The organism is Pseudomonas sp. M5A4_2d (assembly GCF_053345295.1).
In genome coordinates, this window is record NZ_JBKEZW010000010.1 from 170420 (window position 1) to 184827 (window position 14408).

Sequence of the window (14408 nt, forward strand, 5' to 3'; positions counted from 1 at the left end):
ATCTGCGGATCTGCACCATGCCCAACCTCATCTCCCACCAGCCCAACCGGGGCTGGTCCTTCTGGTGGAAACCAGCGCTGTTCGTGCTGGTGGCCTGCATAGGCCTCTACTACGTGAAGTGGTCGCCCTACTACCTCAAGGCGTTCGTGGCGGCGGATAACCACAGCATCGGCGCCTCGATTCTGAATGACCAGCAAAGCTCGCCACTGGCAGCGGCGCTGGCCTATGCCCAGGTATATTTCCTGGCGATCTGGAAGGCCGCCGTGCTGGCGGTCATCCTGGGCTCGCTGCTGCAAGTGTTGATTCCCCGCGACTGGTTGCTGCGCCTGTTCGGCCGCGCCGGGCTGGGTTCGACCGTGCGTGGCGGGCTGTTCGCCTTGCCGGGAATGATGTGCAGTTGCTGCGCGGCCCCGGTGGCGGCCGGCATGCGCCGTCAGCAGGTGTCGGTGGGCGCGGCCCTGGCCTTCTGGATCGCCAACCCGGTATTGAACCCGGCAACCCTGGTGTTCATGGGCTTTGTGCTGGGCTGGGGCTTTACCGCATTGCGGCTGGTCGCTGGTATTGTGCTGGTGGTCGGCGTGTCCCTGGTGGCGCAGCGGATTGCCCGGCCCGACCAAGTGCCTGAAGCCGCACTGGATGCGGTGGCCGACGTCAGCCAGGTCGAGTCTCAGCCGTTCCTGAGCCGTTGGTTACGCACCCTGTGGCAATTGTTCTGGAGCACGATCCCGATCTATATCGTCGCCGTGCTGGTGCTGGGTGCTGCGCGGGTCTGGCTGTTCCCCCATATTGACGGGGCCATGGCCAACAGCCTGATGTGGCTGGTACCGCTGGCGATCGTCGGCACGCTGTTCGTGATTCCTACCGCCGCCGAGATCCCAATCGTACAAACCATGATGACCCTGGGCATGGGCACCGGGCCGGCCGTAGCCTTGCTGATGACCCTGCCCAGCGTGAGCCTGCCGTCACTGTTGATGCTGCGCAAGGATTTCGATGCGCGCGTGCTGGTGACGGTGGCCGGGCTGACCATGCTGATGGGCGTGGTGTGTGGGTTGATCGGGGCGATCCTTCTTTAGATTTCTGGCGACGTTGAGGGCCCTTTAGCGAGCAAGCCCGCTCCCACATCCAACCGGGCTCATCCTGTAGGATTGCGGTCGACATGTGGGAGCGGGCTTGCTCGCGAAGAGGCCCTCAAACCCACCGATTATTCTCGCCTGGCACTGCGCTCGCGCAAATAATCCACCACCGCGCCCTGCTCCCCCGCGAACTCGATCCGTGCGCCTTTGCTTTCACGCTGGAAGGCGTACATCGGGTCGTAATACTCACGCAGCAACCCTTCGATCCACACCCGGTGCAAGTCCACCGCACCGCTGCGGGCCTGTTCAGCCAAAGCGTCCTGCAAAACAGCCTGCAAGCGCTGGAAGCGCTCGCCGCCCAGCCGTTTGTGGATATTGGCCAGGCTCTGGGTCAGGCGCTCGGCAAACAGCGCCGGGCCATTTTCTCCAAACACCTGGATAAACTCGGCGCACAGGTCGACCACGTAATCACGCAAGATCCTTTCGACCCGGCCTTCAACGCTGTCTTCCAGCCACACCATCGGGAACGTCTGCATGCCTTTGTACAATGCCAATGGCAGCGCACAGCTGCCGATCATGCGGCTCTCATCCTCAACGACAAATTGCTCGATACCCGCCGCGCGTTTTTTCAGCAGGTCCACCGCCAGGCGGTTTTCGAAGTCGATGTTGGACGGTTGTGTCGTGGCGCGCTTGCCGAAGCTGGAACCGCGATGGTTGGCGTGCCCCTCAAGGTCCAGGGCGTTATGCAACTGGCCAAGCACCTCGGTTTTACCCGTGCCGGTCATGCCGCCCAGCAATACGAAATCACACTCGGCGGTCGCTTGCTCCACGGTATCCAACAAAAAGGTACGCATGGCCTTGTAGCCACCGCCGACGCGGGGATACTCGATACCGGCTTCAGTCTTCAACCATTGCTGCACGATCTGCGAGCGCAGCCCGCCGCGAAAGCAGTACAAGTAACCGTCAGGATTGGCCTTGGCGAACTGCGCCCACTGTTCGATACGCTCGGCCTTGATTGCCCCCGAGACCAGCTCATGCCCCAGCACAATCGCGGCTTGCTGGCCCTGCTGTTTGTAACAGGTGCCGACCCGCTGGCGCTCGTCGTCAGTCATCAACGGCAGGTTGATCACCCCGGGAAACGCGCCCTTGATGAATTCGATCGGCGCGCGGGTATCCATCATCGGCCGGTCGTTGAGGAAGATGTCGCGGTAGTTGGTGATGTCGGTTGCCATCAAAACACCTCTACCGCGTGTGTCTGTCGCTCAACCAGTTCACCGATCGGCTCCAGGCTCAGGCCCAGCTCGGCGGCCACCGCGTGGAACTCAGCGTCACCTTCGGCGGTAACGGCGATCAGCAGGCCGCCACTGGTCTGCGGGTCGCACAGCACGCGTTTGTGCAGCTCCTGCAAGCGCCCGAGTTTGCTCGAGTAGCTGTCGAAGTTGCGCAAGGTGCCACCGGGCATGCAGCCCTGATCCAGGTAATCCTCGATCCCTGCAAGGCGTGGGACTTTTTCGTACTCGATGCGGGCCGTGAGACCACTGCCGTCAGCCATTTCCACCAGGTGGCCCAACAGGCCGAAACCGGTGACATCCGTCATGGCCGTGACGCCGGCCAACTTGCCGAAGCGGCTGCCGGGTTTGTTGAGTGTGCACATCCAGTCACGGGCCACGCCGACATCCGCCTCGCGCAATTTGCCCTTCTTCTCGGCAGTGGTGAGGATGCCGATACCCAGCGGTTTGGTCAGGTACAGTTTGCAGCCGGCGGTAGCGGTGTCGTTGCGTTTCATATGGCGCTTTTGCACGATGCCGGTCACGGCCAGGCCGAAAATCGGCTCCGGGGCATCAATGGAGTGGCCACCCGCCAGCGGGATACCGGCGGCATCGCACACCGAACGGCCGCCACGGATCACTTCGCGGGCAACCTCCGGCGCCAGCACATTCACCGGCCAGCCCAGAATGGCAATGGCCATCAACGGGTCGCCCCCCATGGCGTAAATGTCGCTGATCGCGTTGGTGGCGGCAATGCGGCCGAAGTCAAAGGGATCATCGACGATCGGCATGAAAAAGTCGGTGGTGGAAACCACACCGCGTTCGTCGTCGATGGCGTACACCGCCGCATCGTCGCGTGAGGCATTGCCGACCCACAGATTGGGGTCGAGGTTCTGCGCGCCGCTGCCGGCGAGGATCACTTCCAGCACCTGGGGCGAAATCTTGCAGCCGCAACCCGCGCCGTGGCTGTACTGGGTGAGGCGAATCGGCTCGTTCATGGTGGACCTCAAGGTAACAAGTGGGCGGATTCTATCAGACAGCAAAAAGCCGGCTGGACTCTTGGGAGTTCAGCCGGCTTTTGGGTTTAGCCGTTACTGCCTGGCAGCGAGCAAACGCTTATGGCGATTGCGCCGCGCGATGTTCAGGCACTCGATCACCGCCGAGAACGCCATGGCCGCGTACACGTAGCCTTTTGGCACGTGAGCGCCGAAGCCTTCAGCGATCAACGTCATGCCGATCATGATCAGGAAGCCCAGGGCCAGCATCACGACCGTCGGGTTGTCGTTGATGAACTTGGCCAGCGGTTCAGCCGCCACCAGCATCACGATAACCGAGGTCACCACGGCAATGATCATGATCGGCAAATGCTCGGTCATGCCCACGGCGGTGATGATGCTGTCGATGGAGAACACCAGGTCGAGCAGCAGGATCTGACCAATCGCCGCGGCAAAGCCGATGGTCACCACATTGCCGGTGGTCGCCTTCTCTTCCGGCTCAGGGTCCATGCTGTGATGGATCTCGGTAGTCGCCTTCCACACCAGGAACAGGCCACCGGCGATCAGGATCATGTCTTTCCACGAAAACGCCTGGCCGAAGATTTCAAATACCGGGGCCGTCAACTGCACTATAAACGCGATAGTGCTCAACAGGCCCAGGCGCAACACCAGCGCCATGCTGATGCCGATACGGCGCGCCTTGGCTCGGTGCTTTTCAGGCAATTTGTTGGTGAGGATCGAGATAAAGATCAGGTTATCGATGCCCAGCACGATTTCCATGACGATCAAGGTGGCCAGTGCCACCCAGGCGGTGGGGCTGGCGGCCAGTTGTAAAAGGTAATCCATAGGTCAGTCCTGACGTTGTGCTGGGGAATTAGGCTTCTTTGTTGCTCGTTTCAGGCTCTTTTTCTTGCTGATCAGCCTTTTTTTGCGGACTGATCAGGCCTTGCGTCGCCTCACTCAATGCCTGCTCGGCGGCTTTGTGGGTGTCATCGATGGCTTGCTTGGCCGACTCGGTCGCCTTGCCCAACACTTGCTGGGCGCTTTTTTCGACCTGATCACACCCGCTGATCATCACCAATGAAAGCGCAAGTAAGGACGCCGCGCCCAGGGAATTGAGTTGCATGCTGTATTCCTCGTTAGAACCAGTGGGTCCAAATAGTGGCCCCTCGATAGCGAGGCATTCTATGCAGCTGAACAGTTCAGGAAAATTCGTATTTTTCTCGCGTATACTTCGATTTTTACGAAGTGTAGACGACGATGCTCAATTACCGACAGCTGCATTATTTCTGGGTGGTGGCCAAGACCGGCAGCATCGTGCGCGCCTGTGAGCAATTGAATCTCACGCCCCAGACCATCAGCGGGCAGATCAGCCTGCTGGAGCAGACCTTCGGTATTGCACTGTTTCAGCGTGTCGGCCGCCAGCTTGAACTCACCGAAGCCGGGCGCCAGGCGTTGCCCTACGCTGAGCAAATGTTCCAGACCGGCAACGAACTGGAGGCGATGTTGCGCGCGCAGCCCAATGAACAGCAGATCCTGTTCAGGGTCGGCGTGGCGGATGTGGTGCCCAAATCCATCGTTTACCGGCTGATTGCACCTACGATGGAGCTGAGCGAACAAATCCGTATCACCTGCCGCGAGGACAAACTCGAACGTTTACTGGCAGACCTGGCGATCCAGCGTCTCGACCTGGTGATCTCCGACAGCCCCATGCCCAGTCACCTGGACATCAAAGGCTACAGCCAGAAACTGGGGGAATGTGGCATCAGCTTTTTCGCCACCCAGGCGTTGGCCGACCAGTACGGTGGCGATTTCCCACAATGCCTGCAGGGGGCGCCATTATTGATTCCGGGGGCCGAGACAGTGGTGCGCAGCCGCTTGCAACGCTGGTTCGCCGAGCAGCAGATTCAACCAAAGATCATCGGTGAGTTCGATGACAGTGCATTAATGCAAGCGTTTGGCCAATCGGGCAGCGGAATCTTTATCGCTCCCAGCGTGATTGCCGACGAGGTGGTGCGCCAGTACGGCGTGGCGCTGATCGGCCAGACTGATTCGGTAACCGAGTCGTTCTATGCGATCTCGGTGGAGCGCAAGGTCAAGCACCCCGGCATCGTGGCGATTACCGAAGGTGCCCGACGCGAGTTGTTTACCGCCCTGCCCTGACGACTCAGGCGTTGGATGCGACTGGTTGCCTGGCGGTCATCAGCCACAACGCCAGTAAGATCGACACCAGGATAAACCCGGACGCCGCAAAGCCCAGGCTGCCAAGGCCGAGGGTGTCGATCACATGCCCACCGACCATTGCCCCCAGGCCAATGCCCAGGTTGGCCCCGGCAATATTCAACGACGCCGCAAACGCCGGCGCATGGGGCGCGGCCTTCATCAACCGCACGTGGCTGACCAGGAACAGCGCCGCCTGGGTCACGCCCCACACGGCCATCGCCGCCGCGAGGCCGACAGTGGAGTGAATCGCCGGGACCAACGCCACCATGCCCGCGACCATGAACCCACAGAACACCATGGACGCGATCAACGGGTGGCGATCCACTGCGCGCCCGCCGAGTGAGTTGCCGATCAGGCCTACCGCGCCAAACCCCATCAGGCACCAGCCCACCAGTGTGCCGTCGAACCCGGCCAGGCGCTCAAGGATGTCCGCCAGGTAGGTATAAGCGGTGAACATGCCGCTGAACACCAGCACTGACAGCAGGATATGACCCTGCATCAACGGGTTGCGCAGGATCTTGAATTGCGAGCGCAGCGTCACCTGGTCGTTCTTCGGCTGGGTCACCGGCAAGTAGATGAACAGCAGCAACGCCTTGGCCAACGCCACGACCGCCAGAATGGCAAACGCGGTACGCCAGCCGAACATGTCGGAAATCAACGTACCGACCGGAATGCCGAACACCGTCGCACAGACGATGCCGAAGCCGATTTTTTCGATGGCTCGCCCGGCGTATTCGGGGCCAACAATGTCCACCGCGGTTTCGCTGGCCAAGGCCCAGAACACCGGTAACCCCAGCGCCGGTATCAACCGCGCGAACGCCATCACCCAAATATTCGGCGCCAGCGCCGCCACGGTATTGGCCACGCCGAACATGATCAGGATGCTGATAAACAAGCGCTTGCGTGGGAAGCGCGCGCAGTACGCCGTCAGAAACGGACCGAACGCCGCCACGGTAAAGGCGAACAAGGTCACCAACAATCCCGCCTGGGACACGCTGACATTCAAGTCCCGGGCAATCGACGGCAGCAGGCCCACGATGACGAATTCTGTGGTCAACACAGTAAAGCCGGCGGCCGACAGCAGCAGGATGGGAAACAACATGAAAACTCCAGAAACGACGACATCAACGACGACATCAACGACAGCCCGAAGGGCTCGCTGACGGAGAGGAAAGATGAGAGGGGAGAATATTAACAGAGTATGTCTGGATTTTGCCAAAGCCTGCGGGCGTGGGTGACGCAATGCCGCACCGAACGGGACACTTCCTACAGCATGTTAGACTTCGCACCTACTGCCTACAGCACTTTCCGCCTGCAATGCTGCGTTCTATTAAAAAAACTAGAGACAACTGTTTATGACTGCTGCCCCTTCCCTGTTGCAACGACTTCTGCGCGTTAGCCTGGTCACCCAAATTGTCTTCGGCTTGATTGCCGGGATCCTGTTGGCCCTGTGGATGCCCGAGGCTGCCCGCGCCACCGGTTTTATCGGCAAGGTGTTCGTCACCGCCCTGAAGGCCGTCGCACCGATCCTGGTGTTCGTGCTGGTCATGGCCTCGATCGCCAACCATAAACACGGCCAGGAAACCCATATCAAGCCGATCCTGTTCCTGTACCTGCTCGGCACCTTTGCGGCTGCCGTCGTGGCGGTGGTTGCCAGTACGCTGTTCCCGTCGTCCCTGGTGCTTGCCACCCATGACGTCGCGGTAAGCGCTCCCGGCGGCATCGGCGAGGTGTTGCAAAGCCTGCTGTTGAGCGTGGTGGATAACCCGGTGAGCGCACTGATGAATGCCAACTTTATCGGCATTCTGGCGTGGGCCATCGGCATGGGCATCGCGATTCGCCATGCTGGCGAAACCACCCGCACCGTGCTCGACGACCTGTCCAACGGCGTGACGCTGATCGTGCGCGTGGTGATTCGCTTCGCGCCGCTGGGGATCTTCGGCCTGGTGGCCTCGACCCTGGCCACTTCCGGTTTTGGTGCCCTGCTCGGCTACGCTCACCTGCTGGTGGTGTTGATCGGCTGCATGCTGTTCGTGGCATTGGTGGTCAACCCGGCCATCGTGTTCTGGAAGCTGCGCCGTAACCCCTACCCACTGGTGCTGATGTGCCTGCGTGAGAGCGGCATCACCGCTTTCTTCACCCGCAGTTCGGCGGCCAATATCCCGGTAAACCTGGCGTTGAGCAAACGCCTGGGCCTGCATGAAGACACCTATTCGGTATCGATCCCACTGGGCGCCACCATCAATATGGCCGGTGCCGCGATCACCATCACCGTGCTGACCCTGGCGGCCGTGCATACCCTGGGGATTGCCGTCGACCTGCCGACCGCCGTGTTGCTCAGCGTGGTGGCGGCAGTGTGTGCCTGCGGGGCGTCGGGCGTGGCCGGTGGCTCGTTGCTGTTGATTCCTCTGGCGTGCAGCCTGTTCGGCATTCCCAGCGAGATCGCCATGCAGGTAGTCGCCGTAGGCTTCATCATTGGTGTGTTGCAGGATTCGGCGGAAACCGCGCTCAATTCGTCCACCGATGTGCTGTTTACCGCCGCCGCTTGCCTGGGCCAGGAAGAACAGCCGGCTTAACCCTCAGGCGAAAAAAAGCCCGGTGCGGTTCGTTGCAGAACCGCACCGGGCTTTTTTGTACCTGGGTGCTTAGAACGCGCCCATGTAATCGCGCTTGCCCACTTCTACGCCGTTGTGACGCAGCAAGGCGTAAGCGGTGGTGACGTGGAAGAAGAACTGCGGCAGGCCGTAGGTCAGCAGGTAGGACTGGCCGCTGAAGCGCTTCTCTTTCGGGGTGCCTGGGCGGGTGATGATCTCGATGCCTTCTTTGCCATCGATTTGCTCGGGCTTGATGGTGTCGACAAACGCCAGCACCTTGGCAATCAGCGCTTGCAGGTCGGCAAAGGTCACTTCGCTGTCTTCGTACTTCGGCACTTCAATCTCGGCCAGGCGTGCGGAAACGCCCTTGGCGAAGTCGACGGCGATCTGCACCTGGCGCACCAGCTGGAACATATCCGGGAACAGGCGCGCTTGCAGCAGTGCATTGGGCTCGATGTTCTTGGCGGTGGCATGGGCTTCGGCTTTGTTCAGCACATCGCTCAGGGCGTTGAGCATTTGCTTGAAGACCGGGATGGAGGCGGCGTACAGGGAAATAGTCATGACAGTCTCGCGGTGATGGCAGGGTGTGTAACCAGCGGCGATTATAGACATGCCAGCCGCGTGTGCAGCTTGTCTTTTATTTTTTCAGGATTAGGCTAGGGGACTCACTGCATAGGGAAAGCGCGATGACCGCCGAGCACGCCACCGACACCCCAGAACCGCGCCTGAACAGCACGGAAATTCGCATCCTGGGCTGCCTGATCGAAAAACAGGCGACCAACCCGGAAACCTACCCCCTGACCCTTAATGCATTGGTGCTGGCCTGCAACCAGAAAACCAGCCGCGAGCCGGTGACGAACCTCAGCCAAGGCCAAGTCGGGCAAAGCCTGCGCGCGCTGGAAGGCCAAGGCTTTACGCGCCTGGTCATGGGCAGCCGGGCCGACCGCTGGGAGCATCGTGTGGACAAGGCACTGGAGCTGGTGCCAGCCCAGGTGATACTGATCGGGCTGCTGTTTCTGCGCGGGCCGCAGACGGTCAATGAACTGCTGACCCGCAGCGGACGCATGCATGATTTTGAAGATGCCGAGCAGGTTGTACACCAGCTGGAGCGTTTAATTGCGCGCGGGCTGGCGCTGTTGGTGCCGCGTCAGGCGGGGCAACGGGAAGATCGTTATACCCATGCGCTGGGCGATCCGGCGGATATTGAAGTGATTCTGTCGGCGCGGGGTAATCCGGTGGAGCGGTCGGCCGGTGCCGTCTCTTCGGATCGTATCGAAGAACTTGAAGCCCGGATTGCAGCGCTGGAAGAGCGCCTTTCGCAGCTGGAACAGGCTTAACACGGTCAACAGGTGGGAGCTGGCTTGCCTGCGATGCAGATACCTCGGTACATCAGGTACACCGGGGTGATGCTATCGCAGGCAAGCCAGCGCCCACATGGGTTCTTCAGTGTTCTCTAGGCTCGGCGGGCAAACGCCACGGCTTTTTCAAACTGCGCCTGCGTCGGCCGCACGCCGGTGTACAGCACAAACTGCTCCAACGCCTGGATCGCGATCACTTCCAGCCCGGTAATCACCCGCTTGCCCTGGGCACGCCCGCGCACAATCAGTGGCGTTTCGGCGGGGATCGCCACCACATCAAAGACGGTGTCCGCGGCATCCACTGCGCCAGCCTCAAAGGCTAACTGGTCGGCCTCCGCCCCGCCGGTCATGCCAATCGGCGTCACGTTGACCAACATCTGCGGGCGCAACTCACCCAATTGCGCTTGCCACTCATACCCCAGACCTTGTGCCAACGCCCGGCCTGCCGCCTCATTACGCGCCACAATCACGCCGTTGGCATAACCACCGTCGCGCAAGGCACTGGCCACGGCCTTGGCCATGCCGCCGCTGCCACGCAGGGCAAAGGTCGCGTCTTTTGGCACTGCGTGTTTTTTCAGCAGCTGTTCGATAGCAATGTAGTCAGTGTTATAGGCCTTGAGATGGCCGTTGGTGTTGACGATGGTGTTGAGGGAAGCGATGGCCTTGACCGACTCATCCAGCTCGTCGACCAAGGCGATACTGGCTTCCTTGAACGGCATGGACACACCGCAACCACGGATGCCCAGCGCCCGAATACCACCGATCGCGCCGGGCAAATCCTGGCTGCTGAACGCTTTATAATAAAAATTCAAACCCAACTGTTCGTACAGATGGTTATGGAAACGCAAGCCAAAATTCCCAGGGCGCGCCGACAATGACATACACAGCTGGGTGTCCTTGTTGGGGTGCATCTGCATGGGTAACTCCTTTGAGTAAGCAATTCGGTACAGACCTTACACAACCTTTACCTATCGGCCGTGCTGTTTTTCAGAAATACGTTGTCTTAAAAGTATCCCCGCGACAATCCTTGAGTCTATTGATTGCAGACCACAAGCGCAGGGGCTAACCGAGGAATGACCATGATTCGTAAAATCCCCAAAATCGCCTTGCTTATCGGCGCACTCGCTATGGCAGGCCAAGCCTCCGCCCACGGTGGTGGTTGGGGTGGCCCGGCCGTATTGGGTGCTTTGGTCGGCGCAGCCGTAGTGGGCTCCGTGGTTGCCAGCCAATCCCAGCCGGTCTACGTGCAGCAACCGGTGTATGTCCAGCCGCAACCGGTTTACGCCGCGCCGCCGCCGGTCTACTACGCACCGCCACCACCGGTGTATGTGCAACAACAGGTTTACTACCGCCCGGCGCCGGTCTATTACGGCCCACCGCGCGGCTATTACGGCCCTCCCCACGGCTATTATGGTCGCGGCTGGTAACACGCAATTGAGATGACAGGTACAGGCCTCGCCTACACGCGGGGCCTTTTTTTGCCTGAAAAGTCCGGATTCATCCTGCCAAGGTCGCTCTGAGGACAATGGTCGACGCGTAATCGCACATGATTATGGCCAATGACCCCTTGCTCGAACGCGCCTCGCGCTGTCATGTTTGTGTCACGAAACACTCCCACTATCGACACTGTCCACCCAATAACAACAAGGACGACTGACCATGCCCACGCAAAACCCGCATCGAACCGCTGGCCTGTGTACGTCCAGCAAGGTCTACAGCGCACTGACCGAACTCAAGCACCTTGAGGGCCACCGCAGCGCAAAATTCCTGTCGCTGCTGGCGGAAAACCTGGTGCGTAAAGGCCTGCTCAGTGAACAGGAAGTGGTTTCCATGCTCGATCAAGTGGTGGATTGACGCCTGGCGTTAATGTCGACTATCGAGCCAGGTGATTTTTCCTACGGGCAAACAGCCAGTATGGTGACCTCCATAGCAATTGGAGGTACCTATGCCCACTGTTCAGATCATGTCCGTCATCGGCAGCGCAGTCCCCGCCCCTCTTCGTGAGCACGGGTTGCTGGCCTGTTGGTATCTGGTGCGCGATGGCGAGCCCATCAGCGGCCCGCTCACCTCGTTGTCCGCTGCCGAAAAACAGCTGCAGCAAGCGTCGAACTTCAGACTCCACGCATGAGCCTCACGCTCTGTAACGTCTAGGGCAACGGCAGCTTGACCCGTGGTTTGCTTTCCACGAACAGCGCCCAACTGGACATAAACAGCGCCGCTACCAGCGGACCGATCACAAACCCGTTAAGGCCAAACACAGACAGGCCGCCCAAGGTCGAGATCAGGATCAGGTAATCCGGCATCTTGGTATCCTTACCCACCAGGATCGGGCGCAGCACATTGTCCACCAACCCAATCACGAAAACGCCGAACAGTCCCAGCACCACGCCCTGCCAGATCGAACCGCTCAACAGGAAGTAGGCAGCCACCGGCGCCCATACAATTCCTGCGCCGACCGCCGGCAACAGCGAAAGAAACGCCATCAGCACCGCCCAGAGCAACGCACTGGGAATGTCGAGAAACCAGAAAATCAAACCACCCAGCGCACCTTGGGTCACGGCCACTAGCACGTTGCCCTTGACCGTCGCGCGCACCACCCGGTTGAACTTGAGCTGCAACCGACGCTTTTGCGGCTCGGCCAGCGGCACTGCCGTGCGTACCTTGCGCACCAGTTCTGGGCCGTCGCGCAGCAGGAAAAACAGCAGATACAGCATGATGAAAAAGCTCACCAGGAAATCAAACGTCCCCTGGCCGAAGCTGAATGCCTGGGTCGCAAAGAACTGGCTGCCCTGCATTGCACTCTTGACGATTTTTTCTCGCAGACCTTCCAGGTTGCCCATGCCAAAGCGGTCAAGCAGGTGCTGGAAGTAAGGCGGCAGCACGTTTTTGAACTGCTCGATATACCCCGCTACATCCAGTTTTCCGCTCTCGATATTTTTATAGAGCGTCGCGCCCTCTTGCACCAGCAGCACGCTGGTAATGATCACCGGCAGAATCGCAATGATCAGGCACACCGTCAGGGTGGCCAGGGATGTCAGGTTGCGGTTCCAGCCAAACCGCAGCTGCAGGCGACGCTGCATAGGGGCAAAGATAATGCCGAGGATCACCGCCCAGAACACCGCGCCGTAGAACGGCAGCAATATCCAGATAAAGGCGATGGTGACCAGGGCCAGCAACAACAGCAGGGTTTTGAATTGCAGGTTCGTTTGGTTCATGTCCGGTCCATGTCAGATAGCAAAGGGCCTTCGTAAGCCCTGTTGCTTAGTCCGCTGCGAAACCTGGGAGTGCCCTTGTTTATAGAACGAGCATAGACCGCATCGCTCGATGGCTTGAAGTATCCGACCGCGCCTCACTCAACAGAGCGCGTATTGCGTGGTGTGTACGCCGATGACCGCCAGGCCATCCTTTTCGTAGCGCTGCGCCGAGGTCTTTACACACGGCCTGGAAGCCCTTGAGGTGTCGCGCGTGTGTCGCGAACCCGCTGGCGATACAAAGTCAGCAAAAGGACGATCTGGATCAATAAAGCCCGCTGCCGGCTCCTTTACCCTCGCGCCCTTTTGCGACTTGAGCCTATGCCCCCTGTGATCGCCCCCGAGCTGCTCGCCCCCGCCGGCACCCTGAAAAACATGCGCTATGCCTTCGCCTACGGCGCCGATGCGGTCTACGCCGGCCAGCCGCGCTACAGCCTGCGAGTACGCAACAATGAGTTCGACCACGCCAACCTGGCACTCGGCATCCACGAAGCCCACGCGCGGGGCAAACGCTTCTACGTGGTGGTGAACATTGCGCCGCACAACGCCAAGCTGAAGACCTTCCTCAAAGACCTGGCCCCCGTAATCGCCATGGGCCCGGATGCGCTGATCATGTCCGACCCGGGGCTGATCATGCTGGTGCGACGCCACTTCCCCTTGATGCCCGTTCACTTGTCGGTGCAAGCCAATACGGTGAATTGGGCCAGTGTGGAGTTCTGGCAGCAGCAAGGCATCTGCCGGGTGATTCTGTCGCGGGAGCTGTCACTGGAAGAGATCGGCGAAATCCGCCAGCACGTGCCGGCCATGGAGCTGGAAGTGTTTGTGCACGGCGCCTTGTGCATGGCCTATTCCGGCCGCTGCCTGCTTTCCGGGTATATGAACAAACGCGACGCCAATCAAGGCACCTGCACCAATGCCTGCCGTTGGAAATACCAGGCGGTGCCGGCGATGGAAAACGCCACCGGCGATATCGTCCAGGCGTTTCAGCCTACGCTGGGTATTGGTACGCCGACCGATCAGGTGTTTCTGCTACAAGAAACCCACCGCCCCGATGAACAGATGCCCGCGTTCGAGGATGAGCACGGCACCTACATCATGAACGCCAAGGACCTGCGCGCGGTGCAGCATGTGGAACGCCTGGCCCACATGGGCGTGCATTCGCTGAAGATCGAAGGCCGTACCAAATCCCACTTCTACTGCGCGCGCACCACCCAGGTGTATCGCAAAGCCATTGATGATGCGGTGGCCGGCCGAGCCTTTGACCGTAACCTGATGACCGATCTGGAGTCCCTGGCCCAACGCGGCTACACCGAAGGCTTTTTGCGCCGTCATGTGCATGACGAATACCAGAACTACCAGAACGGCAGCTCGGTATCGGAACGTCAGCAGTTTGTCGGCGAATTGACCGGCGAACGCCGGGGCGAGTTGGCCGAGGTCAAGGTGAAGAACCGCTTTGCCGTGGGTCATCACCTGGAACTGATGACCCCCGCCGGTAACTTTCACTTTGACCTGGCCACGCTGCACAACGCCCAGGGCGAAGCCATCGAGGTGGCGCCGGGTGATGGGCACACCGTTTATGTACCGCTGCCGGCGCAGATAGACCTGCAATTTGGCTTGCTGATGCGGGATATCTGACAGGGCGCCGG

16 protein-coding genes are annotated in these 14408 nt (G+C 60.0%); 8 read left to right on the forward strand and 8 right to left on the reverse strand.

Annotated elements, in window-relative coordinates; all coding sequences use genetic code 11:
- The first annotated feature begins 17 nt into the window (after positions 1–17).
- Positions 18–1073, forward strand: a complete 1056-nt coding sequence (locus ACLBW8_RS22870) for a permease (protein WP_447806374.1) — start codon at positions 18–20, stop codon at positions 1071–1073.
- Positions 1074–1201: 128 nt separating this feature from the next.
- Here the strand turns inward: ACLBW8_RS22870 and mnmH are convergent, their stop codons facing one another.
- The 4 genes from mnmH to ACLBW8_RS22890 all read right to left on the reverse strand — a co-directional run bounded on the left by mnmH (position 1202) and on the right by ACLBW8_RS22890 (position 4462).
- Positions 1202–2305: a tRNA 2-selenouridine(34) synthase MnmH gene (mnmH, locus tag ACLBW8_RS22875; RefSeq protein WP_447806375.1), complete on the reverse strand. Its 1104-nt coding sequence runs from the start codon at positions 2303–2305 to the stop codon at positions 1202–1204.
- Positions 2305–3339, reverse strand: a complete 1035-nt coding sequence (selD, locus tag ACLBW8_RS22880; RefSeq protein WP_262667508.1) for a selenide, water dikinase SelD — start codon at positions 3337–3339, stop codon at positions 2305–2307. The genes mnmH and selD overlap by 1 nt, the downstream gene beginning before the upstream one ends.
- A gap of 93 nt (positions 3340–3432) precedes the next feature.
- Positions 3433–4182: a TerC family protein gene (locus ACLBW8_RS22885; RefSeq protein WP_128592216.1), complete on the reverse strand. Its 750-nt coding sequence runs from the start codon at positions 4180–4182 to the stop codon at positions 3433–3435.
- Between the two features lie 28 nt (positions 4183–4210).
- Positions 4211–4462: a hypothetical protein gene (locus ACLBW8_RS22890; RefSeq protein WP_407017708.1), complete on the reverse strand. Its 252-nt coding sequence runs from the start codon at positions 4460–4462 to the stop codon at positions 4211–4213.
- A gap of 134 nt (positions 4463–4596) precedes the next feature.
- Here ACLBW8_RS22890 and nhaR point away from each other — a divergent pair, with 134 nt between their 5' ends.
- Positions 4597–5499 carry a transcriptional activator NhaR gene (nhaR, locus tag ACLBW8_RS22895; protein WP_447806376.1) on the forward strand — a complete coding sequence of 301 codons (903 nt, stop codon included), beginning with the start codon at positions 4597–4599 and terminating at the stop codon, positions 5497–5499.
- Positions 5500–5503: 4 nt separating this feature from the next.
- On the opposite strand, the gene ACLBW8_RS22900 is transcribed toward nhaR, so the two are convergent.
- Complete coding sequence (locus ACLBW8_RS22900; protein WP_447806377.1) at positions 5504–6661, reverse strand: MFS transporter; 1158 nt, start codon at positions 6659–6661, stop codon at positions 5504–5506.
- A 253-nt stretch (positions 6662–6914) separates the two neighbouring features.
- Here ACLBW8_RS22900 and sstT point away from each other — a divergent pair, with 253 nt between their 5' ends.
- Positions 6915–8135 carry a serine/threonine transporter SstT gene (sstT, locus tag ACLBW8_RS22905; RefSeq protein ID WP_064451759.1) on the forward strand — a complete coding sequence of 407 codons (1221 nt, stop codon included), beginning with the start codon at positions 6915–6917 and terminating at the stop codon, positions 8133–8135.
- A 69-nt stretch (positions 8136–8204) separates the two neighbouring features.
- Here sstT and ACLBW8_RS22910 read toward each other — a convergent pair whose 3' ends face one another.
- The gene (locus ACLBW8_RS22910; protein ID WP_053255427.1) at positions 8205–8714 is read right to left on the reverse strand and encodes a DUF1993 domain-containing protein; all 510 of its coding nucleotides are present in this window, start codon (positions 8712–8714) and stop codon (positions 8205–8207) included.
- 125 nt (positions 8715–8839) lie between these two features.
- Between ACLBW8_RS22910 and ACLBW8_RS22915 the strand changes: the two genes are divergently transcribed.
- Positions 8840–9490: a YceH family protein gene (locus ACLBW8_RS22915; RefSeq protein WP_064451758.1), complete on the forward strand. Its 651-nt coding sequence runs from the start codon at positions 8840–8842 to the stop codon at positions 9488–9490.
- 116 nt (positions 9491–9606) lie between these two features.
- Here ACLBW8_RS22915 and ACLBW8_RS22920 read toward each other — a convergent pair whose 3' ends face one another.
- On the reverse strand, positions 9607–10428 hold the full coding sequence (locus ACLBW8_RS22920) for a shikimate 5-dehydrogenase (RefSeq protein ID WP_447806378.1): 822 nt from the start codon (positions 10426–10428) through the stop codon (positions 9607–9609).
- Positions 10429–10584: 156 nt separating this feature from the next.
- Between ACLBW8_RS22920 and ACLBW8_RS22925 the strand changes: the two genes are divergently transcribed.
- From ACLBW8_RS22925 to ACLBW8_RS22935, 3 genes are all read left to right on the forward strand, one after another.
- Complete coding sequence (locus tag ACLBW8_RS22925; RefSeq protein WP_053255424.1) at positions 10585–10938, forward strand: hypothetical protein; 354 nt, start codon at positions 10585–10587, stop codon at positions 10936–10938.
- A 232-nt stretch (positions 10939–11170) separates the two neighbouring features.
- Complete coding sequence (locus ACLBW8_RS22930; RefSeq protein WP_053255423.1) at positions 11171–11365, forward strand: hypothetical protein; 195 nt, start codon at positions 11171–11173, stop codon at positions 11363–11365.
- Positions 11366–11456: 91 nt separating this feature from the next.
- Positions 11457–11639: a hypothetical protein gene (locus ACLBW8_RS22935; protein WP_053255422.1), complete on the forward strand. Its 183-nt coding sequence runs from the start codon at positions 11457–11459 to the stop codon at positions 11637–11639.
- 19 nt (positions 11640–11658) lie between these two features.
- On the opposite strand, the gene ACLBW8_RS22940 is transcribed toward ACLBW8_RS22935, so the two are convergent.
- Complete coding sequence (locus tag ACLBW8_RS22940) at positions 11659–12726, reverse strand: AI-2E family transporter (RefSeq protein ID WP_064451756.1); 1068 nt, start codon at positions 12724–12726, stop codon at positions 11659–11661.
- A 357-nt stretch (positions 12727–13083) separates the two neighbouring features.
- Between ACLBW8_RS22940 and trhP the strand changes: the two genes are divergently transcribed.
- Positions 13084–14397 carry a prephenate-dependent tRNA uridine(34) hydroxylase TrhP gene (gene trhP, locus ACLBW8_RS22945; protein WP_447806379.1) on the forward strand — a complete coding sequence of 438 codons (1314 nt, stop codon included), beginning with the start codon at positions 13084–13086 and terminating at the stop codon, positions 14395–14397.
- Positions 14398–14408: the final 11 nt, after the last annotated feature.